Origin of the sequence: Dokdonella aquatica (assembly GCF_051987395.1) — a bacterium.
Classification (GTDB): Bacteria; Pseudomonadota; Gammaproteobacteria; order Xanthomonadales; family Rhodanobacteraceae; genus Dokdonella.
In genome coordinates, this window is sequence record NZ_CP197094.1 from 813433 (window position 1) to 837777 (window position 24345).

The following is a 24345-nucleotide window of genomic DNA, read 5'->3' on the forward strand; positions in this document are numbered from 1 at the left end:
GCGTGCGCCTTAGAGCAGCACGCGGCGCATGTCGGCCAGCACCTGGCCGAGGTAGCTCGTGAAGCGCGCCGCCGAGGCGCCGTCGATGACGCGGTGGTCGTACGACAGCGACAGCGGCAGGATCAGGCGCGGCGCGAAGGCCTTGCCGTCCCAGACCGGCTTGGTCGCGGACTTGGACACGCCGAGGATCGCGACCTCGGGGGCGTTGACGATCGGCGTGAACGCGGTGCCGCCGATGCCGCCGAGCGAGGAGATCGAGAAGCAGCCGCCCGACATGTCGGCCGGGCCGAGCTTGCCGTCGCGCGCCTTCTTCGCCAGCTCGCCCGATTCGTTCGCGATCTCGATGACGCCCTTGCGGTCGGCGTCGCGGATCACCGGCACGACGAGGCCGTTCGGCGTGTCGGCAGCGAAACCGATGTGGAAGTACTTCTTGAGCACGAGGTTCTCGCCGCTCGCATCGAGCGAGGCGTTGAACTCGGGGTACTTCTTGAGTGCCGCAACCACGCCCTTGATCAGGAACGCGAGCATCGTGAGCTTGATGCCGGCCTTCTCGTTCTCCTTGTTGAGCGCGACGCGCAGCGCCTCGAGGTCGGTGATGTCGGCATCGTCGAACTGCGTGACGTGCGGGATCATGACCCAGTTGCGCGCGAGGTTCGCGCCCGAGATCTTCTTGATCTTGGACAGCGGCTTCGTCTCGACCTCGCCGAACTTCGAGAAATCGACCTGCGGCCACGGCAGCAGGTTGAGGCCGGCAGCACCGCCGCCACCCGCGGCCGGGCGCGGCGCGAAGCCGCCGGCGAGTGCCTGCTTGACGTACTTCTGCACGTCCTCGCGCGTGATACGGCCATGGCGCTCGCTGCCGGTCACGCGGCCGAGGTCGACGCCGAGCTCGCGCGCGAAGAGGCGCACGGCCGGGCTCGCATGCGGCACCTTGTCCGGCATGACCGCGCTCGCGTCGAACGCGACGGGCGGCGTGCGCGGACCCGACATCTCGGGGTCGAGCTCGGGACGGGCCGGTGCTGCGGGTGCCGCTGCCGCGGATGCCTCGGCGGCAGGCGCCGGTGCCGGCTTCGGCGCCTCGGCCTTGGCCGGCGCAGGCTTGGGGGCTTCGGCCTTTGCGGGAGCCGTTGCCGGCGCGGGCGCCTCGGCGCCGCCGGCCGCTTCCTCGATCACCGCGACGATGCTGCCTTCGCTGACCTCGTCGCCGAGCTTGACCTTGAGCTCCTTGACCACGCCCGCCACCGACGACGGCACTTCCATCGTCGCCTTGTCCGACTCCAGCGTGACCAGGCCCTGGTCCTTCTTCACGCTGTCGCCCGGCTGCACGAGCAGCTCGATGACGGGAATGCCGGTGTAGTTGCCGATATCGGGGACTTTGACGTCGTGGGTGGCCATCGAATGCTCCAGGGGAATTGCCGCACGGCTCGCGCGGTGCATCCTCCATTGTGGCGGCTACGCCCCGCGACGCCAACCGCCAAAGGTCGCAGCCTGCGCTAGGATGGACTTCCACGCACCGTGGAGCACGCCGCCATGCCCGTCGCCTCCCGCCTTGCCGTCGCGATCGCCGTGATCGCCGCCTGCGCCGCACCGGTCGCCACGCACGCGGGCCACGCGCCCGGTGGCGGCATCTGGAAGGCTGCCGTGCCGGCGCATGCCGTCGAAGCCGCGTTCGAGGGCCACGATCCGCTCGGCCTGTCGGCAGGCAAGCGCATCCGTGCCGACTGCTCGCTCAACTGGATCGATCCCGACACGCGTGAACGCTACTGCTTCGCGAGCGGCACCTCGCTGCTCGTGTTCCTCGAACACCCCAAGGCGAACATCGCAAGCGCCGCCGCGGCATGGTCGCGGCTGGGCACGCAACGCCCCTGAACGACGGTCCCGCGGGGGCGACACCCCCGATTCCGCGACGGTCGGGCTAGAATCGGCGTCCTGTCACGGTCCCGCATGCACGCGCGGGCCTGCGGCACGCGTCGCTCCGTCCCCCGAGATGCAGGATCGTTCCCCATGAAGAACCCGCTCGCCGCAGCCCTGACATGCGGCCTCGCCGGCCTTGTTTCCGTGTCGGCCGTGTCCGCCCAGTCCTCCGTGCTGCACGAGAACGGCCCCTATGTGACCCATGTCGGCGGCCATGCGTCGGGTGCCGACGCGAGCCTGCTCGAGAACGTCAGGTTCCCGGCCAACACGAGCAACGGCTTCGCGGTAGGAGCGCCGCGCTACCGCCTCACGGACGATTTCACGATCCCGGCGAGCACGACCTGGACGGTCGACCGCCTGCGCGTCTACGCCTACCAGGCCGATGGCGCGACGGCGCCGTTCACCTCGGCCAACCTGATGATCTGGTACGGCCAGCCGGGCGTGGGCGCGTTCCTCGTCTACGACGGGCGCGAGACGAATGCGCTCGTCCATGCCGAGCCGGTGGCTTATCGCGTCTCGGAAACCAGCGGTTTCGCAGACGTTTCACGGCGCGTGCAGGCCATCGACCTCGCGATCCCGAACGTCATCCTGACCACGCCCGGCCGCTACTTCGTCAGCTGGCAACTCAAGATCGGCGACACCCAGGCCGCGATCTACACGCCGCAGGTCACGATCCTGGGCCAGGTCGACACGACCAACCCGGGCGGCACCGCGGGCCAGCACGACGCGAATCTCGGCAACGTGCTCTCGGCAGGCAGCTGGATCAACCCGATCCGCAGCGGCGAACCGAGCTCGCCGCACCGCGTCGACCTGCCGTACATCATCTACGGCTACGCCAACGACCGCATCTTCATCGGCACGTTCGACTGACGCCGACCGGGCCGGCGCGATGCGCCGGCCCGTGCCGGATCATTCCGGCCGCGACAGTCGGCTGTGGCGGATGCCATAGCCGAAGTACACGACGAGACCGATCGCGAGCCAGATGCCGAAGCGCTCGAAGGTGTGCAGCGGCAGGCCCGAAATCAGCCAGATCGAGAAGCCGATGCCGACCAGCGGCACCACCGGTACGAACGGCGTGCGGAATCCGCGCGGCAGCTCGGGACGGCGCACGCGCAGCACGATGATCGACGCGCAGATCACGATGAACGCCGCAAGCACGCCGATGTTGACCATCTCGGCGAGCTCGCCGATCGGGAACGCCCCCGCCGCGAGACCAGTCACGACGCCGAGGATCAGGGTCGGGCGGTAAGGCGTGCCATAGGTCGGGTGCGGCCTGGCGAACCACGCCGGCAGCAGGCCGTCGCGGGCCAGCGCGTACCAGATGCGTGCGGCGCCGAGCATGAAGGCGAACACCACGCTGATGATGCCGGTCACGGCGGTGATCGAGATCGCAACGCGCACCCAGGTCAGGCCGAGCGCGCCGAACGCGTTGGCGACCGGCGCATCGTTGCCGAGCGTCGAGTAGTGCGCGACGCCCGTGAGCACGAGCGAGATCGTCAGGTACAGCGCCATCGAGATGCCGAGCGAGAGCAGGATCGCGCGCGGCAGGTCGCGCTGCGGGTTCTTGGCCTCCTCCGCGGCCGTCGTCAGCGTGTCGTAGCCGAACACCGCGAAGAACACGACCGCCGCCGCGGTGACCACGCCGTTGAAGCCGAAGTGGCTCTTGCCGTCGTCGCCGACGATGCGCTCGGGGATGAAAGGTGTCCAGTTCGCCGGATCGATATAGAACACGCCGACGCCGATGATCAGCGCGACGCCGATGATCTTGACGATCACGACGGCGGTGTTGATGCGCGCGCCGAGTTCGGTGCGCATCGTCAGCAGCACCGCGATCGCCATCGCGACGAGCGCGGCGATGACATTGAAGTAGCGTCCCTCGCCCGTTCCGTAGGCGCCCTGCGCCCACACCGGAAGGCCGAGTCCCATCGCCTCGAGGATGTTCTGCAGGTAACCCGCCCAGCCGCTCGCGACCGCGGCGACGATGAGCGCGTACTCGAGCAGCAGGTCCCAGCCGATCAGCCAGGCCGCGAATTCGCCGAGCACCGCGTAACCGTAGGTGTAGGCGCTGCCGGTGACCGGGATCATGCCCGCGAACTCGGCGTAGCACAGTGCCGCCGCGGCGCTCGCGACGCCCGCGATGACGAACGCGAGGGCGACCGCAGGGCCGGCATTCGCGGCCGCCTGCTGGCCGGCCAGCACGAAGATGCCGACGCCGATGATGCCGCCGAGACCGATGCTCGTGAGCTGCCACAGGCCGAGCACGCGGCGGAAATCCCGCCGCTGGCCGAGTTCGGCCTGCAGTTGTTCGACGCTCTTGTGGCGCGTCAGCTTCGCGATCAGGCTCATCGGCATCCTCCCCAGGGCAGCGCAGGATCATAGCGACGAGCGGTCGCGGGTGTCGCGTGCGGCATCGCATGCCGCCCGTGGTCCGTGACGCCCCGCACCGACGTCCCCGCCTGCCTTGCCCGCCCCGCGCCAGGCGGCCCCGCCCCCCCGGAAACGTGCAGGAATCCCAAAAGGGGGCGTCGCCCTAACTCATCCATATGTAAATTTGGTTGCAGTCGATCACAAACCCGTTGCCTTGCCGCGACAACAGGCAGAAGATCGGCGCGGTCCGTGTCAGGAAGGGGTACGGGCTTACAAGGGGATCGCTGCTTCGACAAGGATGACCGGCTGCGCCTGCGCGGCCGGCGAAGCCGCGCGTCCGTTTCGTCCATTCGAAATGTTGGGGAATTTCATGACTTCGAGGTCAACCGCTCGGCGCATTGCGAGACATCGCATGACGCCCGTGGCGGGTGCCCTGGCGCTGACCCTCTTCGCAGGGTTGACGTCCTCGGCCTCCGCTTCTTTCAATCCCGTATACGATGCCGCGCGCATGCTGCCCAAGGCTGCATCCGCCGCCGTGCTGATGCCGTCGCCCGCGGGTGACGTCGCCTACTACACGGTCGTATTCAAGGAAGCCCCGCTCGCCACGTACGCGGGTGAAGTCGCCGGCATCCCGGCCCCCGAGCGCCAGCAGCGCGGCGCGGCCACCGGCAAGCTCGACCTCGAATCCGCGGGCGCGGTCGCCTACGTGAGCTACCTCGAGGCTCGCCAGCAGGGACAGATCCAGTCGATCGAGTCCTCGCTCGGCCGCCCGCTCGCGGTCATGGCGCGCATGCAGCACGCCCTCAACGCCGTGATCATCGGCCTCGACAGCATCGAAGCCGAGGAACTGAAGAAGCGCGACGACGTGCTGTTCCTCGAGCGCGAGCACGAGCTCGAGCTGCACACCGACCGCGGCCCCGCGTTCATCGGCGCGCCGGCGATCTGGACCGGCGAGACCGCCTCGGGCGTCGACACGCGCGGTGAAGGCATCGTCGTCGGCATCATCGACACGGGCATCAACTGGCAGAGCCCTGCCTACGCCGCGACCGGTCCGATCGACGGCTACGTGCACCAGAACCCGCGCGGCACCGGCAATTACCTCGGCCTGTGCCAGACCGGCTTCGCAGATGCCGGCCGATGCAACGACAAGCTCATCGGCATGTACAACTTCGCGTCGACGGCGGCCGACCGCAGCGGCGCCGACACGCAGGGCCACGGCTCGCACACCTCGAGCACGGTCGCCGGCAACCGCTGGCAGGCCACCTACGCGAGCGGCCAGTTCACGATCTCCGGCGTCGCCCCGCACGCCAACGTGATCTCCTACCTCGCCTGTCCGTCGACCTGCCCCACGACCGCGACGTCGCAGTCGGTCAACCAGGCCGTCATCGACGGCGTCGATGTCATCAACTATTCGATCAGCGGCGGTACCTCGCCGTGGACCGACTCGACCTCGGTCGCGTTCCGCAATGCCAATGCGGCCGGCATCTTCGTCGCCGCCTCGGCCGGCAACACGAGCACCACGGTGCCCGACCCGCAGGGCCAGACGAACCACCTCGAGCCGTGGGTCGAGACGGTCGCCGCGTCGACGCAGGACCGCATCATCGCGGTCAGCCTTAACCTCGACGGCAGCAATCCGCCGGCCAACACGCAGAACATCCCGATGCGTCCGGGTGGACTGCCGCTGCCGACATCCAACCTCGTCAACGTGCCGATCATCAAGAGCCCGAACTTCGGCAGCGGCGCGACGGACGGCTGCGCGGCCTACCCGGCCAACACGTTCACGCGTGCCTACACGCCACCGACCGTGCCGGCCGACCGCATCTTCGCGGACGGCTTCGATCCGGTCACGACGCCGCCCGAGCGCGTCGGCGCGGTCGCCGTGCTGCGCCTCGACGGCACCACCAGCACCTGCGGCAGCGGCGCCCGCCGTACCGCGGCGCTGAACGCGGGTGCCGTCGGCGTGATCTTCGTCGACACGGCCTACCTCAACCTCGGCGCGGCGGACACGTCGTGGTCGATGCTGACGACGGACTGGGCCAACCTCGAGACGGCCATGACCCCGGCCACCGCGACGGTGTCGATCGACATCGCGGCGCAGGCCTATCCCGGCACGCCCGACGTCATCGCCGGCTTCAGCTTCCGTGGCCCGCGCATCCTCAACGGCCAGGGCATGGTCAAGCCCGACATCACGGGTCCGGGCGTGGACATCCTCGCCGTCGGTGCCGCGAACGTGGTCGGCCCGAACGGCGTGTACCTCAACAACGGCACGTCGATGTCGAGCCCGCACCTCGCCGGTTCGGCCGCGCTGCTGCGTGCGCTCAACCCGACCTGGACGCCGCCGCAGATCAAGTCGGCGCTGAACCTCACGTCGAACAACTCCGGCGCGATCAACCACGACGGCACCCCGGTGCGTCCGTGGGACTACGGCTCGGGTCGCGTCAACCTCGCCAAGGCGGCGAAGGTCGGCCTGATCATGGACGAGACCCCGGCGAACTTCCTCGCGGCCAACCCGGCGGCGGGCGGTGACATCTCGTCGCTGAACCTCGCGAGCATGGCGCGCTACAACGCCGTCGGCACGCACACGTTCACGCGCACGCTGCGCCGCGCACGTTCGGGCACGCAGACCTACACGCTGTCGGTGACGGGCCTGCCGGAAGGCGCCGCCTCGTTCACGCCGGCCTCGTTCACGGTCAACTCGTCGGGCTCGCGCACGATCACCGTCTCGGTCGTCAGCGGCCTGCTGACCCCGGCCCAGTGGACGTTCGGCGAACTGACGCTGACGCCGTCGGGTGGCGACGAACCGCCGCTGCACATGCCGATCGCCGTGTACCCGGGCGGCCCCGCCATCGCGGTCAACCCGACCTCGCTGTCCGGCTCGTCCGACACCACGGTCAGCAACAACCTGACGATCAGCAACACGGCCAACCCGACGCTCAACTGGCAGGTCCAGACCACCGGCACGGGCACGCTGACGCCGATCAACACGAGTTCGACGACGAACGGCTGGCAGGGCGGCACGTACACGGGCTTCACGCCGGCGCGCGGCTACCACTGGTCGCAGAACTTCGACGTGACCGCTCCGCTTCGCGTCACCACGCTGCGCGCCAACGGCTTCACGCTGCCGGGCACGACCGCCCTCAGCACGACCAACACGCCGTCGATCACGTTCAGCGTGTACGCCGACAACGCCGGCGTTCCTGCCGGTGCGCCGGAAGGCTTCGGTGCCGCGCCGCTGTGGACGTTCTCGGGCGCGATCAGCACCGCGAACGGCATCACGACGACCGGCGGCAGCCTCGCGCTGAACCTCAACGCCGCCAACGTCTCGGGCACGCCGCTCAACCTGACGTCGGGCCGTTACTGGCTGACCGTCACGCCGACCATCAACGGCACCGGTGCGCAGACCGCGGCGAGCCCGCTGTGGGCCTGGTACGTCAGCGGCGACACGCAGATCGGCAACGTGCCGCGCCTGTACGCGCCGTGGCAGAACGCGACGCAGTTCCAGACCGGTGACGGCCTCAACATGCTGTCGACGTTCGTCCAGGGCGTCGCCGACTGCACGCTGCCCGCCTGGGCCAGCGTCGGCACGACCTCGGGCGCGCTCGGCTTCAACGGTTCGCAGGTGGTCCCGGTCACGTTCAACGCGTCGGGCCTGTCGGCCGGCACGTACACGGGCTCGCTGTGCATCTCGAGCAACGCGACGAACATGCCCGTGACGGTGGTGCCGCTGAGCTTCACGGTACCGAACGGCGGCGCGATGGCGCCGACGCTGGCCAAGGCCTTCGCACCGGCGAGCATCACCGCCGGTGGCACGAGCACGCTGACGATCACGCTCGGCAACGGCGGCGGCTCCGCGAGCACGCTTTCGGCCTCGCTCGTCGACACGTTCCCGACCGGCCTCACCGTCGCCGGCACGCCCAACGCGTCGACGACGTGCACGGGCGGCGCCGTCTCGACGACCTCGGGCTCGGTCACGCTCGCCTCGGGTGCGTCGATTCCGGCATCGGGTTCCTGCACGGTCTCCGTCGATGTCACGGCTGCCGCAGCCGGAAGCTTCGTCAACACGCTCGCCGCCGGCGCGCTGCAGACGAGCACGGGCACCAACGCCGCTGCGGCGACCGCGACGCTCACGTCGACCGCTCCGGTCGGTGACGCGCCGACGCTCTCCGCAGCGTTCGCACCGTCCAGCGTCACGGCCGGTACCGCGAGCACGCTGACGCTCACGCTCGGCAACACGAACGCCTCGGCGGTCGCGCTGACCTCGGCTCTGGTCAACCACCTGCCGGTCGGCCTGCTCGTCGCGACGGCGCCCACGGCGTCGACGACGTGCGCGTCCGGCACGGTCTCGGCGACGGCCGGCGCCAACACGGTCTCGCTGGCTTCCGGTGCGCAGATCCCGGCGAACGGCTCGTGCACGGTCACGTTGAACGTGTCGTCGGTGAGTGCCGCGACGCTCGTCAACACGATCCCGGCGGGTGCCCTGCAGACGGTCTTCGGCGGCAACGCCGCAGCAGCCTCGGACACGCTCACGGTGACCGCGGGCACGTTCCCGGCGCCGTACTGCGCGCGCGCGTTCTCGACCACGGTCGAGCCGATCACGCTGGTCAACATCGCCGGCATCAACAACACGACGACCAACGTCACCGGTTCGGCGGCGTCGCCCGCCCTCGAGGACTTCACCTCGCTGAGCGGCACGGTCCGTCCGGGCATGTCGTACCCGTTCACGCTGAAGGGCAACTCGGACGGCGCCTATGCCGATCCGTTCCGCATCTACGTCGACTGGAACCAGGACGGCGTGTTCGCCGAGAACGAATCCGAGCTCTACGCAGGCGGCACGATCTTCGGCTCGACCGGCATCGACGCGATCAGCACCGGTGGCGTGCTCACGGTGCCGGTCAGCGCCAAGCCGGGTCCGACCCGCATGCGCGTCATCAAGGTCAACTCGACCGGCCCGACCGCATGCACCTCGACCGCAACGGCCGGCTATGGCCAGGGCGAGGACTACACGCTCGTCGTCGACTACAGCCTGCCGACGATCGGCCAGGCGTTCTCGCCGAAGACGATCGTGCCGGGCGGTACGAGCTCGCTGACGGTGTCCATCGTCAACCAGGGCACGACGGCCGCCACGCTGTCCGCGGCGTTCCCGGTGGGCCTGCCCTCCGGCGTCACGATCGCCTCGACGCCGAACGCGAGTTCGACGTGCGGTGGTACGGTGACGGCGACGGCCGGTGCGGCGGGCTTCTCGCTCGCTTCGGGCGCGCAGATCCCGGCCCGCGGCAGCTGTTCGGTCAAGGTCGACGTGACCTCCGGCACCGCCGGCGGCTACGTGGTCTCGATCGCCGACGGCGTGCTGCAGACCAGCCTCGGCAACAACGCGGGCACTGCACCGGCGACGCTCAACGTCGACACCCCTGCCGCGGATCCGACGCGCCTGTACGCCAACCTCGGCACCGACGCCAATGCGGCGCTGCTGGTGGGTACGCCGAACACCTACCCGGGCTCGACCACGCGCTACACGCCGATGGTCTGCGACCGCGTGACGCTGTCGCAGCCGGGTGAGCAGCTCATCACGAGCTTCACCGTGGCCCTCGCCAACACGGGCGCGACCGCGATCTCGTCGACGACGACCACCGCGATCTCGTTCTGGGACGACACCGGCACGGACGGTGCCCCCGGCGTGCGCCTGAGCTCGTCGAACGGCCTGTATCCGGGCTACACGAGCGGCTACTTCGGCTACGGCTTCGCGATCCCGGCCAATGGCAAGGCGATCCTCAACGCAGCGCCGTTCGGCTACCGCGCCATCCGCGTGCCGTCGCCCGTGAACGGTGGTCGCGCCCGCGTCTGGGCCTGCGTGAACTTCGTCACGAGCACGGCCGCGGTCACCGACACGATCCTCGCCGGCCTCGGCGTCGAGAAGTACACGAATGCACCGACCTCGGGCAGCACGGAGGACCTCGCGTTCATCTCGGCGACCGGCGGTCCGCTCACGGTCAACAACCCGGCCGGCAACCTCGTCAGCAACTCGGGTGGCACGCCGAACGTGTTCGGCTGGCAGCTCCAGACCGCGGGTCAGGCGCCCGTCCTCGACACCATCGAGACGATCACCCCTGCGGGCGTGCCGGGCACGACGAGCAACACCACGACGGGACAGACCGGTGTGGCCAAGAAGTTCCAGGGTCATGCCGCCACGCTTCCGGTGGCCGCCGACCGGTTCTCGGTGTCCGGCACCGCGAACTGGAGCATCAACGGTGCGATCCTGCCGCCGCTGTGCACCGTGGTCGGCAACTACACCGGCGTTCGCGCGACCGTGAAGCTGTGGGGCACGTTCAACGGCACCGCCGCCACCGACGTGTTCGACACGCCGCTCGCGACGAAGACGTTCGACCTCGGCCCGATCAACTGCACCGCGGCCAACACGATCCTCAACGGCATCCCGGTGCGGTTCGACAGCCCGGTCGTGGTTCCGGGCGGTTCGCAGCTCGGCATCTCGGTGATGTACGCAGTGGACAGTGGCACGGGGTATGTCGAGAACGGCGACATCACGTCGTACATCGCCGCGGCCGCTGCGGGCAACCTGCCGTCCGTCGGAGCGAACGCCTCCGTCAACGGCTGGTACCGCAGCGCGAGCGATCGCGCTGACCTGAACTTCGTCGGCGGTGCAGCCAACGACTACATCAGCACCGTGCGTCAGGGCGTCGCGATCCGCCTGTACGGCGAACGCGTGCAGTAACGACGTGCAACACGTGCCGGGTCTCCACGACCCGGCACGCTCCATCGGGGGCGAGGCGCAAGCCTCGCCCTTTTCTTTGGCCCCCATATCGACATGGCCAACCACCATGCCGCGCATAACCTTTTGCTAACCGCCCGCGCGCACAATCGATTCCCTCTCGACATCCAGGGGATACGGCCATGCGCGGAACCATCAGGACGGCGTTGCTGCTCGGCGCGATCGCGTTCGGGCACGCCCTCGGCGGCAACGCGTTCGCCGCGGACCGCACCCTGCTCAACGTGTCGTACGACCCGACGCGCGAGCTCTACCAGCAGCTCAATCCGCTGTTCATCGCCGACTGGAAGGCGAAGACCGGCGACACGCTGACGATCCGGCAGTCGCACGGCGGCTCGTCCAAGCAGGCCCGCGCGATCATCGACGGCCTCGAGGCCGACGTGGCCACGCTCGGCATCGCCTCGGACATCGACGCGCTGGTCGAGCACGGCGGCCTCGCGCCCGCGAACTGGCAGGAGCTGCTGCCGAACGACGCGACGCCGTATGCGTCGACGATCATCTTCCTCGTGCGCAAGGGCAATCCGAAGGGCATCGCCGACTGGGGCGACCTCGCCAAGCCCGGCGTCAAGGTCATCACGCCGAACCCGAAGACCTCGGCCGGTGCGCGCTGGAACGTGATCGGCGCATGGGCCTGGGCGCTCAAGCACAACGCCAACGACGAGGCCAAGGCACGCGCCTACCTCGGGCAGCTGTTCGCGAACGTGCCCGTGCTCGACACCGGCGCGCGCGGCTCGACCGTGACGTTCGCGCAGCGCGGCCTCGGCGACGTACTGATCGCGTGGGAGAACGAGGCCCATCTCGTGCTGAAGGAATTCGGCGCGGAGAAGTTCGACATCGTCGTGCCGTCGCTGTCGATCCTCGCGCAGCCGCCCGTGGCGGTGCTGCCGAAGAACGCCGACAAGCACGGCGTCGCCGACATCGCCAAGGCCTACCTCGAGTTCCTCTACACCGAGGCCGCGCAGGACGTGATCGCGAAGAACCACTACCGTCCGCTGCACGAAGGCGTCGCCGCACGTTACGCTGCGGACTTCCCGACCCTCGAACTCGTCAACATCCGCGACTTCGGCGGTTGGAAGACCGTGCAGCCGAAGTTCTTCGGCGACGGCGGCGTGTTCGACCAGATCTACACGAAGAAGTGATGCCGCCGCGGTCGCGCCGCGGCGCCCCAGGGGACCGATGAGCACGACCATGACCTCGCCCGCGCCCCACCGACCGCGCCGTCCGCGGCGTTCGGCGATGCCGGGCTTCGGCCTCACCCTCGGCTTCACGCTGAGCTACCTGTCGCTGATCGTGCTGATCCCGCTCGCCGCGCTGTTCGTGCGCGCGGGCGGCCTCGGCTTCGCCGGCTTCTGGACCGCCGTCACGAGCGAGCGCGTGCTCAACGCGCTGTGGCTGAGCTTCGCGGGCGCGCTCGGCGCGACCGCGCTCAACGCCGTGCTCGGTGTGCTGTTCGCGTGGGTGTTCGTGCGCTATGCATTCCCGGGCAAGCGCCTGTTCCAGGCGATGATCGACCTGCCGTTCGCGCTGCCGACCGCGGTCGCAGGCATCGCACTGACCACGCTGTACGCCTCGAACGGCTGGCTCGGCGCGCCGCTCGAGGCGCTCGGCCTGCAGGTCGCCTACACGCCGGTCGGCGTGATGCTCGCGATGACGTTCGTGAGCCTGCCGTTCGTCGTGCGCACGCTCGAACCGGTGCTCGAGGATCTCGACGTGCATCTCGAGGAAGCCGCCGCGACGCTCGGCGCCTCGCGCTGGCAGACCATCACGCGCGTGATCCTGCCGCTCGTGATGCCGGCGCTGCTGACCGGCTGCGCGCTCGCGTTCGCGCGCGCGGTCGGCGAGTTCGGCTCGGTCATCTTCATCGCCGGCAACCTGCCGAACGTGTCGGAGATCGCACCGCTGCTGATCTTCATCCGACTCGAGGAGTTCGATTACAACGGTGCCGCCGCGATCGCCGTGGCGATGCTCGCGATCTCGTTCGTGCTGCTGCTCGTGATCAACCTGCTGCAGCACTGGAGCCGCCGCCATGCGCATTGATCCTGCGCGCGGAGGAGCCCCGTGACGCGCGCGCGCTCGAGCGCGACGACCGAGCCTCCGTGGCTGCGCGTCGCGCTGATCCTGCTCGCGCTCGCGCTGCTCGGCGTGTTCCTGCTGATGCCGCTCGGCGTGATCTTCGCCGAGGTCTGGAAGGGCGGCTGGGCCACGTTCAAGGCCGCGGCGACCGATCCCGATGCCGTGCACGCGATCAAGCTCACGCTGCTCGTCGCGGCGATCGCGGTACCGCTCAACACGGTGTTCGGCGTCGCCGCTGCGTGGGCGATCACGAAGTTCGACTTCCGCGGCAAGAACCTGCTCGTCACGCTGATCGACCTGCCGTTCTCGGTGTCGCCGGTGATCGCGGGCCTGGTCTGGGTGCTGCTGTTCGGCCGTAGCGGATGGCTGCACCCGTGGCTCGAGGCGCACGACATCAAGATCATCTTCGCGCTGCCCGGCCTCGTCGTCGCGACCGTATTCGTGACGTTCCCGTTCGTCGCGCGCGAGCTCATCCCGCTCATGCAGGCGCAAGGCAGCGACGAGGAGTACGCCGCACTGACACTCGGCGCGGGCGGCTGGAGCACGTTCTGGCATGTCACCCTGCCCAACATCCGCTGGGGCCTGCTCTACGGCGTGCTGCTTTGCAATGCACGCGCGATGGGCGAGTTCGGCGCGGTCTCGGTGGTCAGTGGGCATATCCGTGGCCTCACCAACACGATGCCGCTGCACGTCGAGGTGCTGTACAACGATTATCAGCTGACCGCGGCGTTCGCGGTCGCTTCGCTGCTCGCGATCCTCGCGTTCATCACGCTCGGGCTCAAATCGCTGCTGGAATGGCGACACGGCCCGGAACTCGCCGCACTGCGCGGCCACTGAACGACTCCACGCATGAAGATCACGATACGCCAGGTCGGCAAGAGCTTCCGCGATTTCACCGCGCTGCACGACGTCGACCTCGACGTGCACTCGGGCGAACTGCTCGCGCTGCTCGGGCCGTCGGGCTCCGGCAAGACGACCCTGCTGCGCGCCATCGCGGGCCTCGAGCCGATCGACCACGGGCGCATCCTGTTCGACACCACCGACGCCGCGACGCTGTCGGTGCAGCAGCGTCGCGTCGGCTTCGTGTTCCAGCACTACGCGCTGTTCCGCCACATGAGCGTGCTCGACAACATCACGTTCGGCCTGCGCGTGCGCCCGCGCGCGCAACGGCCGAACGCCGCGCAGATCCGCGCGCGTGGCCGCGAGCTGCTCCAGCTCGTGCAGCTGCCGGGCCTCGAGGACCGCTACCCGAACCAGCTCTCGGGCGGCCAGCGCCAGCGCGTCGCACTCGCGCGCGCGCTCGCGATCGAACCGCGCGTGCTGCTGCTCGACGAGCCGTTCGGTGCGCTCGACGCGAAGGTGCGCAAGGAACTGCGCGACGGCCTGCGCGAACTGCAGCGCCGCACCGGCTACACGACCGTGTTCGTGACCCACGACCAGGAAGAAGCGCTGGAACTCGCCGACCGCGTCGTCGTCATGAACGCCGGACGCATCGAGCAGGTCGACACGCCCGACGGCATCCGAACGCGGCCCGCGACGCCGTTCGTGACGAGCTTCGTCGAGCGTGAGGCTCCACCGCAGCGATCGCCCGCGTTGCGCACGGCGTGGCAGTCCTGATGCGTCTCGACGGGGTGACCGACGACGCCGGCATCACGCATGTCGGCCGGCCCGCAGCGCGCTGACGGCGCGGATCCGCGACAAGTTTCAGTCGGGATCGAAGCCGTCGGCGAAGACCGCATCCGTCGTGCATGTGCCGTCGGCATCGTAACGCTGCAGGCGAGCGCCCTGGTTCGCGCCTTCACCACCGCTGCCGAGGACGGTCCAGCCCTCGTCACCTGCGACCGCCGCGTTGAAGTACGACAACGAGGAGACTTCGCCCTCCCGGCATGGCCTGCCATCGGACTGGAACTCGGCGAACTTCGCCGTGGTGCGCCCTCCTCCTCCCATCACGAACGCGAAGCCGACGGCGAGGACGCGCCCGTTCGGCGCTTCGGCAAGGGACGTGACATCACCGATCGTCGATGACGAGCGATCCCAGCGTGTCGCGCCGCTGGTGCCGTCCACGCGCAGCAGCCGCATCGCCTGGCCCGCTCGTTGAGCCGCGACGAGCAGGTCGCCATCGGCAGCGAGGATCGACGGTCCGGCGCTGAACGTCTCGGCCGTCGAGGCCTGATTGGACAGACGGCGCGTCCACAGCCGTGTGCCTTCCCGCGCAACCTTCCAGGCCATGGCACCCGGCGAACCCAGTTGCGTCTCCGGCGATGCGACGACGATCACCGCGTCGTCGGCGGTCGCGAACACGCTGGCATTGCCCAGCGGATTGCCGATGTCGCCGGTTTCCAGGTCGGCGTGCCGCACCGTACCGTCCGGCGCGAAGCGCACGGTCAGGAACCCGCTCATCGTGCCGGGTCCGTGTGCGGCCACGACCGCCCCGCCATCCGCGAGCGAGGCGATCGACATCACGCGCACGAGCGGGAGTCCCGACACCCAGCGCCATGCCGGCAGCGGAAGACCACTGCCGGCGGCGAAGCGCAGCACGACGATGTCGGTGCCATCACGCGCCCTCACGAGCAGGTCACCCTGGGTTCCGACGGCCGCAACGCGTACGCCCACGGCCTTCGCGCCGAGGTCGAGGCGTCCGTCCGGCTGGCTGTGCTCCCATGCGGACAGGCCTTGCACGTCGAACGCCTGCGCGAAGATGCCGACGCCGCCACGTTCACCGATCAGCGCCGCGGTGGCGTCAGGCAGGAGCACGGCGCCGCCGCCGAGCACATTGGTGCCGCCATGTTCCCGTGTCCACGCCAGAACGCCTTGTGCGCTCAGGCGCGAGAGCGCGATGCGGTTGCTGCCCGCGCGCGAGATGTCGAGTGCCACGTACAGGTCGCCGTCGGCGGCACGTTCGAGTGTCGAGCCGCTCGTCCATGCCGCATCGTCGACACGCCATGGCGTGGTCCAAAGCGGTTCCGGGAAAGCCCGCGCAGGAGCCGGCAGCAAGGCCGCGGCCGAGACCAGGCATGCGGCGAGTGTGCTGAGACGAACATGCATGCCGGTCGTTCCCGTTGCCCGGCGACATGCTGGGCTTTCCACGATTACGTGCTGCGGCGTCACGAATCCCAACGGCCGGGGCTGTTGCGCCTGGCGCGACCGTCACCGCGGGCGGCCCACGGAAACGCCCCGCGATCGGCTGAACCGCGGCCGAGCGCCCACCCGAAGCGGCCCGCGCGACGTACTTTCGTGACACGCCGCGCGGTTCCGCGGCGCGCGATCCTCCAGCCTGCCGGCTCCGGTGGTCGTCGTGGACGAGGTGGATCATGCGCAGAAGGATCGTGGCGGGCCTGTTGTCGATCGCATCTGCGGCATCGGCGGCGGCCCCGGGCATCACCACCGTCACGTCGGCATCGCTCGAGCGCGTCGCTGCGGCAGCGCCCGGCGCGTCGCTCGAACTCGAGGCGTTCCCGTCCGGTCCGGCTGCGACGACGCGCGTGACGTTCGAACGCATCGAGGTCTACGCCCCGGGGGCACGCATCGTCGAGATCACGCCGGCCGGCGAGCGCGAACTCCCGCGCAGCACGCGCGTGCACCTGTACGGCGAGGGTGCCGACGGTTCGCGCATCGTGTTCTCGTATGATCCCGACCTCCGCGAGGCGCCGTCGGGCTCGGGATCGGGTCCGTCCGGCGGCTTCATCCTGCGCGGCGAGCGCGTGGCCCAGGGCTGGCGGTTGCGCGCGCTGACGCCGGAGGACGCGCTGCCGCGGGGCGTCAAGCTCGAGTACGCCGACAACGTCGACTCGCTGTCCCATCCCGACGGCGCACCGGGTCCACTCGACCACCTCGCGTCGCCGCCCTCGACACAGGCGACGCCGGCGGCTCGCCTGGCCACCGTCGCGGTCGATACCGACGCGCAGTTCATGGCGAACCGATTCGGCGGCAACACGGCACAGGCGACGGCATGGATCGCCGACCTGTTCGCCGAAATGAACGTCATCTACCGGCGCGACCTCAACGTGATCCTCGTGCAGGGCACGACCATGCTGCGCACCGGCAGCGATCCCTACTCGCAGACCGGCTCGCCCGCATCCGGCGCGCACCTCAACGAGTTCGGCAACTACTGGGCCGCCAACTACGCCAGCGTGAATCGCTCGTTCGCGATGCTGCTGTCGGGGAGATCGCCGAGCCCGAATTCCGCCTCGGGCATCGCCTGGGTCAACTCGTACTGCCGCACCCAGGGCAGCGGCGGCAGCTACAGCGTCAACCAGATCTTCACGGGGTCGGGCATCTCGGTGGCGTCGAGCGCGTTCATCGTCGCGCACGAACTCGGCCACAACTTCGGCGCCTCGCACACGCATTGCAGCAGCGCCAACAACGGCGCCGCACCCGTATCCACCGGCACGATCGACCAGTGCTACAGCGGCGAGAGCGGTTGCTTCTCGGGCACGACCAGTTGCCCGTCGTCAGGGCCCGGCGCACCGCGCGGCACGCTCATGAGCTACTGCCACATCAACGGCTGCCAGCAGAACGTGCTGCAGTTCCATCCGACCCACGTGACCCAGCTGCTCGCGCGCGTCGCGGCGAACACGCCGAGCTGCCTGCGCACCGAGACCCTCCTCACGACGGGATTCGAACTGCTCTAGGGCGGCGTCAGCGTCGCGGCCCGCGCTGCCACGACGCGAGTCACGTCGGCGCGACGAGCGCAGCCGCTAGTAGAGGTCGCGCGGCCTCGACCGGCCGCGCACGGTCGCGCGGCGCCGGATCAGCATCTGGTCCGCACGATGGACGGTCTGCTCGAGCGTCTCCGACGCCTCGCGACTCGCCCACCCGAACGACAGCGGCACCGGCGCGCCGGCGCGCGTGGTCGCCTGCAGGCGTTCGACGAACGCTTCCAGGTCGTTCGAGCCGTAGTGCGCGAGGAGGATCAGGAACTCGTCGCCGCCGAGGCGCACGATCGCGTCCTCCCCGCGCACGAGCCCGCGCAGGAACTGCACGGTCTCGACGAGGATGCGATCGCCGACGCTGTGGCCATGGGTGTCGTTGTAGTGCTTGAAGTGGTCGATGTCGACGACGATGCAGCCCCAGCGATCGTGCTCGCCGGCCAGGCGCGAGACCCTGGCGAGATGTCGACGGTTGTGACTCCCGGTCAACGGATCGGTGCGGCTCGACTCGGCGAGTTCGCGTTCGTAGCTGCGCCGCTCGGTCACGTCGATCGCACAGCACAGCACGTGGCGCACGCCGTCGGCGCCGACATGCAGCTGGTTGCGGTATTCCCAGACGCGTTCGTCGCCGTTGCGGTGGAACAGTGTGCCGCTGTCGGCGGCATGGCCGACCGTCAACACGCGCTCGAGGTAGATCTTGTAGAAAGGGCGTTCGCTCGTCGTGATCAGGTCCGCCAGATCACGCCCTTCGAGTTCGTGCGGCTCGTAACCGATCGCATGGGCCATCGCCTGATTCGCCATCACGATGCGACCGCGCTCGTCGTGGACGAACATGAGGCCGAGGCTGAGCTCGACCATCTCGCGGAAGCGGCGCTCGCTAGCCTCCAGCGCGCGCTGCAGCTGCAGCCTCGCCGTGACGTCGCGCACCGACACGAACCACACCTCGCGGCCGCGGAACGTCGTGCGCTCGACACTCGTCTCGACGTCGATCGTCGTGCCGTCGGCACGCCGGTGCAGGTGCACGCCGCTGCGCGGTTCGAGCACGGCCGCTTCGCGCTTCGTCTTCGGCTGCACGAGCAGGTCGCGCATCACCAGGCGCACGGCCTGTTCGCGGGCGAAGCCGTACAGTGCAGCGGCGGCGTGGTTGGCGTCGATCACGCGCAGGGTCGACGCATCGACGAGCAGCGCCGGCACCGGGCTCGCGTGGAACAGCACGACGGCATCGTCGGCCTGCGCGGGACCGGGCGCCGGCTGCATGCGTCGGCGTGCACGCATCACCGACGCGAGCGCCGCCACGCCGAGCAGGCAGGCCGCGCCGACCACGACGACGTGCTCGAACATCGCCCGCTCGGGCTCGGCGAGCCACAGCGCCGCCGCCGTGGCGTACAACGCCGCGGCGGCGAACCACGCGAAGCCGGTCGATGGCCGCGAGGCGATCATGAAGGGCGCACGCGCCGTCGATGGGTGCACAGGTCCACTCCCACGGACGACCACGCCCGCTCCCGTTTCCTCCGAACCGGCGCGGATTGTCGTGCGGCGATGTGGAGAATGCGCACCTGCGAAACAGTTGTTGACGACACCCCCGTTCCGTTCAGGAACCGGACCGGGCGCGTCAATCGCGCATCAGCGTGCTCTTGCCGAACAGGCTCTCGACGAGGTCAACGGCGAGCACCGCGGTCTTGTTGTGCTCGTCGAACGCGGGATTGAGTTCGACGATGTCGAGCGAACCCAGCGCGTTGCGATCGGCGATCATCTCCATGCAGAGCTGCGCCTCGCGGTAGTTGGGGCCGCCCGGGATCGTCGTGCCGACGCCGGGCGCGATGCCCGGATCGAGGAAATCGACATCGAAACTGACGTGCAGGTGCGTGTTCTCGTCGACGTCGGCGAGCGCTTCCTCCATGACCCGCTTCATGCCGATCTCGTCGATGTAACGCATGTCGTAGATGTCCAGGCCGTGCTCGCGCACAAGGCGGCGCTCGCCCTCGTCGACCGAACGGATGCCGATCTGGCGGATGCGGTCGGGCGTGATCGCGGGGCGGCTGCCGCCGAGTTCGGTCAGCTCGCGCGGGCCGAGGCCGCACAGGCAGGCCACCGGCATGCCGTGCACGTTGCCCGACGGCGTGATCGTGCTCGTGTTGAAATCCGCATGCGCGTCGAGCCACAGCACGAGCAGTTTCTTGCCGCGCTCGCGGCAGACCTGCGCAACGGCCGTGATCGAGCCGATCGCAAGGCAGTGGTCGCCGCCGAGCAGGATCGGCAGGCGGTCCTGGCGCAGCTCGGCACGCACCGCCTGCATGACGTGGTGATTCCACTTCTCGACCTCGACGAGATGCCGGTAGCCGGCATCCGGCGCGGTCCACGGGTTGAGCGGACCGCCGAGGTTGCCGCGGTCGACGACCTCGAGGCCGCGCGCGACGAGCGCCTGCTCGATGCCCGCGACGCGCAGGGCTTCCGGCCCCATCGAGGCGCCGCGATGGCCGGCGCCGATGTCGGTCGGGGCGCCGATCAGGGAAATGGGGGGAAAACGCTGCATGGGCTGATCCGCGAAACCGGAAAGGCCGGCAGGATAGTCCATGCCTCCCTGGGCGGCCAACGCGCCCCGCGGCTCAACCGGCGCGACGCGCGGCCACGCGGCGGTGCAGTTCCTCGATGAGGCGCCCCATCGGCTCGCTCTTGGTGAGCACGACGTCGCAGCCGCAGGCGAGGATCTCCTCGTGGCGCGCCACGTCGCGCTCGACCGTGAAGCACAGGATCGCCACCGACGCGAAGCTCGGCTCGTCGCGGATCACGCGCACGATGCCGAGCGCGGTTTCCTCCTCGAGCCAGTAGTCGGTCACGACCGCGTCGCACGGCCATGTCGTGATGCGCTCCCACAACAGGTCGCGGTGTGCGGCGACCACGACTTCGCAGCCGGCTTCACGCAGGGCGGCGGCGATGACGTCCGCCTGGTCGGGATCGTCCTCGCAGAGGATCACGCGCAGGCCCGCCCCCTCGTCGCGCAACACGCCGCTGTGGCGCACCTCGCCGGCGGACACGGCATCCATCGCGGCGAGCACGCGCGGCATGAGGCGTTCGACGACCGGCATCGCGAGGATCTGCGCGAGGGTACGGCGGCGGTCGAGCAGGTGCGCGTTCAGCGCGGTGGCGGCCTCGCCGAGCGCCTCGTAGCCGTAGGCGGCGGCCGAACCGGCCAGCCGATGCACGAGCGAGCGCAGCTCCGCCTCGCTCGCGGCGTCGCCCGGATCGGCCGCGACACGGCGCCAGGCAGCCTGGAGGGCGGTGCGTTTGGTCGAGAGCGACGCGCGATAGCGCTCGCGCAGCAGGTCGAAACGGTAATCGGAATCGCTCATCAGTGACGCGGCGTACATCGCTTGAGGTGCCTTGGCAGACTACCCCGGCCCAAGCATTTAACGCGCCAACGTCACGATCTTTAACGACCTTTAACGAAGCGGACCCGCCCCCGTTGCCGACGGAGAGAATCCGCGGGAATGGCGCCGGGCCGCCATTCCGGGCGCCACAGCGCGGCAGCCGGACTCCACGGCGACGCCCTGGCACGCGCCCTGAAGCAGCCCGTCCACGGCTCCCTGCGTGTGTCTTCCTGACAAAGACCGCGACGCCGGCATGCTTGAATCCACGCCGTTCGCCCCCTCGGAAGGGAACCGATGCCGCAGGCGGCGCGTGGACACGGCCCCACCGGCAGCCCGCGCGAACACCTCAGACGCGCAGATGCCAACCGCGGCGGTCCATGACGCGCACGACGCCCCACCAGAACGCGACGAACGCGAGCGCGAACGCGAGCGACGGCAGGGTCGGGCCGAACCGGGGCGTCATCCAGCCCGCGAATCCGGTCTCGTACAGCACCGACCACAGGCCGGCCGCAGCGAGGACGTACACCATCAGCGCCGAGCCGACATAGGCCGCGATCGCGTTGACCCCGAAGGCCCGGCCCCATGCCGGTACGCCGAGGCGGTCGACGAGCGCATGCGCACCGGCGAGCGCGAGTCCGGCCCAGCCGGCCGTCCAGGCCACGTACGACGGCGTCCACAAGGCCTTGTTGATCGGCAGCACGAGCGACCATGCCGCCCCGAGCGCCAGCGCGATCAGCGAGCCGGCCACGATCGCGCCGACGCGGCCACGCCGCAGCGCTTCGCCCGCGCGCACGCCGAGCAGGGTCGTCGCGATCGCCGGCAGCGTCGACAGCAGGCCTTCGGGATCGTGGCCGCGCCCGGTCGCGGGATCGATCTGGTACAGCCACGGCGCGAAAAGCGCGGTGTCGAGACGGCTCGCGAGGTTGTCCCAGGGCTCGTAGCTGCCGCCCGCGGCGAGCAGCGCCCAGGTTGCGCCGAGCAGCACCGCGACGACGACCCACTGCCCCGCCGCACGCACGTGGATCGCGAGCAGGCCGGCTGCGGCGAAGCACAGCCCGATGCGCTGCAGCACGCCCCAGGGGCGATAGTGCTCGCCGCCGAGCAGCCACCACGCCGCGAGGTGCAGGCCGAGGCCGAGCGCGACGAGGCGCGCGGCGCGTACGAGTACGCCGCGCGACAGCGCCGCGCGATCGCCATCGGCTTCGACGCGAGGGCCGAGCGCGAGCGCGATCGACACGCCGACCACGAACAGGAAGAACGGGAAGATCAGGTCGGTCGGCGTGCAACCGTGCCAGTCGGCATGGCGCAGCGGGGCGTAGACGTGCGACCAGTCGCCCGGGTTGTTGACGAGCAGCATCGCCGCGACCGTGAGGCCGCGCAGCGCATCGACCGAGGCGAGGCGCGTGGCGGCCACGTCAGCCTGCGATCGTGCCGCGAGGTCGCCGATGCGCCGCGCCGCGCATCACGGCGCGCGTCGCCGCCACGCCAGCGCGCGCACGACCACGGCGAGCAGCAGCACGCCGAGAAACGCACCGTAGATGAAGCTCGACGCGGCGACCTGCTTCCAGATCGAGCCGCCGATGTCCGCGTTGGCTTCGTACGACGCGATCATCGCCCACGCCGAGATGCCGACGGCGACCGCGATCGCGGCGAGGTCGAACGCGCGCCGCGCGAGCGTGCGCGGCAGCGACTTCGGGAACGCCCAGTATGCCCACACGAGGATCGCGAACCACGGCGCGAACAACACGAGCGCGAGCCAGCGCATCAGGGCTTGTCCTTCTTCGCGTCCTTGTCGGCCTTGAGGATCGCCAGCGCGTTGCGCAGCGCTTCCGCATCGCCGGCCACCACGGTCGCACCGGCGGCGGCGATCACGGACTCGAACGCACCATCGGAATCGATGAGCGCCGCGACGAGGCGACCGCTGTCCTTGGGCGAGGCGAAGCCGGCGCTCTGCAGCAGCACGGCGCCGTCGCCACCGACGAGCTTGACGTAGAACAGGCCGTCGTCCTCGCGGTAATTCTTGAATACGGGTTTCGCCGTGGTGGCGGTCGCCTTCGCCACGGTCGCCGGCACGATGCCGCCGAGGCCGACCGCCTCGCGCAACGCGGCCACGAACGGCGCGCTGCGCTCGCGCGCCTTGCGCGCACCGGCGAGCAGGTGCTGCTCGATGTCGTCGGGGCGCGCGATGAGTGCGTCGTAGCGCGCGCGTGGCTCGGCGAGCTCGGCGTCGATGCGCTCGAACAGCTTCTGCTTGGCGTCGCCCCAGCCGATGCCGGCCGCGAAGGCCTCGCGCATCGCCGCGGTCTCCTCGTCCGTCGCGAATGCCTGGTACAGCGCGAACACGTTCGAACCTTCCGTCTCCTTGGCCTCGCCCGGCGCGCGCGAGTCGGTCACGATGCCGAGGATCGCCTTGCGCAGGTCGGCCGCGGGCAGCCACAGCGGGATCGTGTTGTTGTAGCTCTTGGACATCTTGCGGCCGTCGAGGCCGGGCAGCGTCGCCACGTTCTCCTCGATCACGACTTCGGGCAGCACGAACGGCACGCCGTCGCCGCCCGTGACGCGACGGTAGGCGTCGCCGTACAGGTGGTTGAAGCGCTGCGCGATGTCACGCGCCATCTCGATGTGCTGGATCTGGTCGCGCCCGACCGGCACGCGATGCGCGTTGAACACGAGGATGTCCGCGGCCATGAGCACCGGGTACATGAAGAGGCCCGCGGTGATGCCGGCGTCGGGATCGACTTCCCCCTGCATCGTGTTGCGGTCCACGGCGGCCTTGTACGCATGCGCACGGTTGAGCAGGCCCTTCGACGTCACGCAGGTCAGCAGCCAGGTCAGCTCGGGGATCTCGGTGATGTCGGACTGGCGATAGAAGAACGCGCGGTCCGTATCGAGGCCGAGCGCGAGCCAGGTCGCCGCGATCTCGAGGCGCGACTGCGCGATGCGGCGCGGATCCTCGCACTTGATCAGCGCGTGGTAGTCGGCGAGGAAGTAGAACGACTCGACGTCGGCGCGGCGGCTCGCGACGATCGCCGGGCGGATCGCTCCGACGTAGTTGCCGAGGTGCGGCGTGCCGGTGGTCGTGATGCCGGTCAGGGTGCGGATGGTCGTGGTCATGGCGGTTCGGTGACGCGGGGATCGCGCAGTCTAAGCGATCCGCGCGCACGCTCCGACGATCAGATCCGGCGTGCACGGC

The 24345-nt window shown here is 69.7% G+C and carries 16 protein-coding genes and 1 pseudogene; 8 read left to right on the forward strand and 9 right to left on the reverse strand.

What is annotated here, in order from left to right:
- Window positions 1–9 precede the first annotated feature (9 nt).
- Window positions 10–1395 (reverse strand): dihydrolipoyllysine-residue acetyltransferase, encoded by a 1386-nt coding sequence (gene aceF, locus ACQQ2N_RS03615; RefSeq protein ID WP_440224312.1) that lies wholly within the window; start codon window positions 1393–1395, stop codon window positions 10–12.
- A gap of 135 nt (window positions 1396–1530) precedes the next feature.
- On the opposite strand from aceF, the gene ACQQ2N_RS03620 reads away from it, so the two are divergent.
- Both ACQQ2N_RS03620 and ACQQ2N_RS03625 read left to right on the forward strand, forming a co-directional pair.
- On the forward strand, window positions 1531–1869 hold the full coding sequence (locus tag ACQQ2N_RS03620) for a hypothetical protein (protein WP_440224313.1): 339 nt from the start codon (window positions 1531–1533) through the stop codon (window positions 1867–1869).
- A gap of 135 nt (window positions 1870–2004) precedes the next feature.
- On the forward strand, window positions 2005–2784 hold the full coding sequence (locus tag ACQQ2N_RS03625) for a hypothetical protein (RefSeq protein WP_440224314.1): 780 nt from the start codon (window positions 2005–2007) through the stop codon (window positions 2782–2784).
- 39 nt (window positions 2785–2823) lie between these two features.
- Here the strand turns inward: ACQQ2N_RS03625 and ACQQ2N_RS03630 are convergent, their stop codons facing one another.
- The gene (locus ACQQ2N_RS03630; protein ID WP_440224315.1) at window positions 2824–4260 is read right to left on the reverse strand and encodes an amino acid permease; all 1437 of its coding nucleotides are present in this window, start codon (window positions 4258–4260) and stop codon (window positions 2824–2826) included.
- A 529-nt stretch (window positions 4261–4789) separates the two neighbouring features.
- Here ACQQ2N_RS03630 and ACQQ2N_RS03635 point away from each other — a divergent pair.
- From ACQQ2N_RS03635 to ACQQ2N_RS03655, 5 genes and pseudogenes are all read left to right on the forward strand, one after another.
- Window positions 4790–11008 carry a S8 family serine peptidase gene (locus tag ACQQ2N_RS03635; protein ID WP_440224316.1) on the forward strand — a complete coding sequence of 2073 codons (6219 nt, stop codon included), beginning with the start codon at window positions 4790–4792 and terminating at the stop codon, window positions 11006–11008.
- A 179-nt stretch (window positions 11009–11187) separates the two neighbouring features.
- Window positions 11188–12201: a sulfate ABC transporter substrate-binding protein gene (locus ACQQ2N_RS03640; protein WP_440224317.1), complete on the forward strand. Its 1014-nt coding sequence runs from the start codon at window positions 11188–11190 to the stop codon at window positions 12199–12201.
- A gap of 37 nt (window positions 12202–12238) precedes the next feature.
- Window positions 12239–13099 carry a sulfate ABC transporter permease subunit CysT gene (gene cysT, locus ACQQ2N_RS03645; RefSeq protein ID WP_440224318.1) on the forward strand — a complete coding sequence of 287 codons (861 nt, stop codon included), beginning with the start codon at window positions 12239–12241 and terminating at the stop codon, window positions 13097–13099.
- A 21-nt stretch (window positions 13100–13120) separates the two neighbouring features.
- A complete protein-coding gene (cysW, locus tag ACQQ2N_RS03650) occupies window positions 13121–13972 on the forward strand; it encodes a sulfate ABC transporter permease subunit CysW (RefSeq protein ID WP_440224319.1) in 852 nt (283 codons plus the stop codon).
- 12 nt (window positions 13973–13984) lie between these two features.
- Window positions 13985–14695: pseudogene (locus ACQQ2N_RS03655) on the forward strand (sulfate/molybdate ABC transporter ATP-binding protein); the annotation flags it as partial.
- 144 nt (window positions 14696–14839) lie between these two features.
- Here ACQQ2N_RS03655 and ACQQ2N_RS03660 read toward each other — a convergent pair.
- Window positions 14840–16180 carry a hypothetical protein gene (locus ACQQ2N_RS03660; protein WP_440224320.1) on the reverse strand — a complete coding sequence of 447 codons (1341 nt, stop codon included), beginning with the start codon at window positions 16178–16180 and terminating at the stop codon, window positions 14840–14842.
- Between the two features lie 266 nt (window positions 16181–16446).
- On the opposite strand from ACQQ2N_RS03660, the gene ACQQ2N_RS03665 reads away from it, so the two are divergent.
- The gene (locus ACQQ2N_RS03665; protein WP_440224321.1) at window positions 16447–17766 is read left to right on the forward strand and encodes a zinc-dependent metalloprotease; all 1320 of its coding nucleotides are present in this window, start codon (window positions 16447–16449) and stop codon (window positions 17764–17766) included.
- A 66-nt stretch (window positions 17767–17832) separates the two neighbouring features.
- On the opposite strand, the gene ACQQ2N_RS03670 is transcribed toward ACQQ2N_RS03665, so the two are convergent.
- The 6 genes from ACQQ2N_RS03670 to ACQQ2N_RS03695 all read right to left on the reverse strand — a co-directional run bounded on the left by ACQQ2N_RS03670 (window position 17833) and on the right by ACQQ2N_RS03695 (window position 24266).
- A complete protein-coding gene (locus ACQQ2N_RS03670; RefSeq protein ID WP_440224322.1) occupies window positions 17833–19224 on the reverse strand; it encodes a sensor domain-containing diguanylate cyclase in 1392 nt (463 codons plus the stop codon).
- Window positions 19225–19396: 172 nt separating this feature from the next.
- Window positions 19397–20317: an arginase gene (gene rocF, locus ACQQ2N_RS03675; protein ID WP_440224323.1), complete on the reverse strand. Its 921-nt coding sequence runs from the start codon at window positions 20315–20317 to the stop codon at window positions 19397–19399.
- A 73-nt stretch (window positions 20318–20390) separates the two neighbouring features.
- The gene (locus ACQQ2N_RS03680; protein WP_440224324.1) at window positions 20391–21134 is read right to left on the reverse strand and encodes a response regulator; all 744 of its coding nucleotides are present in this window, start codon (window positions 21132–21134) and stop codon (window positions 20391–20393) included.
- Between the two features lie 364 nt (window positions 21135–21498).
- Window positions 21499–22566, reverse strand: coding sequence for an acyltransferase family protein (locus ACQQ2N_RS03685; RefSeq protein WP_440224325.1), 1068 nt, complete (start codon window positions 22564–22566; stop codon window positions 21499–21501).
- A gap of 48 nt (window positions 22567–22614) precedes the next feature.
- Window positions 22615–22917, reverse strand: a complete 303-nt coding sequence (locus ACQQ2N_RS03690) for a hypothetical protein (RefSeq protein WP_440224326.1) — start codon at window positions 22915–22917, stop codon at window positions 22615–22617.
- Window positions 22917–24266: a tryptophan--tRNA ligase gene (locus ACQQ2N_RS03695; protein ID WP_440224327.1), complete on the reverse strand. Its 1350-nt coding sequence runs from the start codon at window positions 24264–24266 to the stop codon at window positions 22917–22919. The genes ACQQ2N_RS03690 and ACQQ2N_RS03695 overlap by 1 nt, the downstream gene beginning before the upstream one ends.
- Window positions 24267–24345: the final 79 nt, after the last annotated feature.

Bases quoted from the DNA above. Each gene is read 5' to 3' on its own strand.
- ACQQ2N_RS03620 (WP_440224313.1), top strand. From the start codon at position 1,531: ATGCCCGTCGCCTCCCGCCTTGCCGTCGCGATCGCCGTGATCGCCGCC.
- ACQQ2N_RS03660 (WP_440224320.1), bottom strand. From the start codon at position 16,180: ATGCATGTTCGTCTCAGCACACTCGCCGCATGCCTGGTCTCGGCCGCG.
- ACQQ2N_RS03640 (WP_440224317.1), top strand. From the start codon at position 11,188: ATGCGCGGAACCATCAGGACGGCGTTGCTGCTCGGCGCGATCGCGTTC.
- ACQQ2N_RS03680 (WP_440224324.1), bottom strand. From the start codon at position 21,134: ATGAGCGATTCCGATTACCGTTTCGACCTGCTGCGCGAGCGCTATCGC.
- ACQQ2N_RS03665 (WP_440224321.1), top strand. From the start codon at position 16,447: ATGCGCAGAAGGATCGTGGCGGGCCTGTTGTCGATCGCATCTGCGGCA.
- ACQQ2N_RS03635 (WP_440224316.1), top strand. From the start codon at position 4,790: ATGCTGCCCAAGGCTGCATCCGCCGCCGTGCTGATGCCGTCGCCCGCG.
- rocF (WP_440224323.1), bottom strand. From the start codon at position 20,317: ATGCAGCGTTTTCCCCCCATTTCCCTGATCGGCGCCCCGACCGACATC.
- ACQQ2N_RS03690 (WP_440224326.1), bottom strand. From the start codon at position 22,917: ATGCGCTGGCTCGCGCTCGTGTTGTTCGCGCCGTGGTTCGCGATCCTC.
- aceF (WP_440224312.1), bottom strand. From the start codon at position 1,395: ATGGCCACCCACGACGTCAAAGTCCCCGATATCGGCAACTACACCGGC.
- ACQQ2N_RS03670 (WP_440224322.1), bottom strand. From the start codon at position 19,224: ATGATCGCCTCGCGGCCATCGACCGGCTTCGCGTGGTTCGCCGCCGCG.
- ACQQ2N_RS03695 (WP_440224327.1), bottom strand. From the start codon at position 24,266: ATGACCACGACCATCCGCACCCTGACCGGCATCACGACCACCGGCACG.
- ACQQ2N_RS03630 (WP_440224315.1), bottom strand. From the start codon at position 4,260: ATGAGCCTGATCGCGAAGCTGACGCGCCACAAGAGCGTCGAACAACTG.
- ACQQ2N_RS03625 (WP_440224314.1), top strand. From the start codon at position 2,005: ATGAAGAACCCGCTCGCCGCAGCCCTGACATGCGGCCTCGCCGGCCTT.
- cysT (WP_440224318.1), top strand. From the start codon at position 12,239: ATGAGCACGACCATGACCTCGCCCGCGCCCCACCGACCGCGCCGTCCG.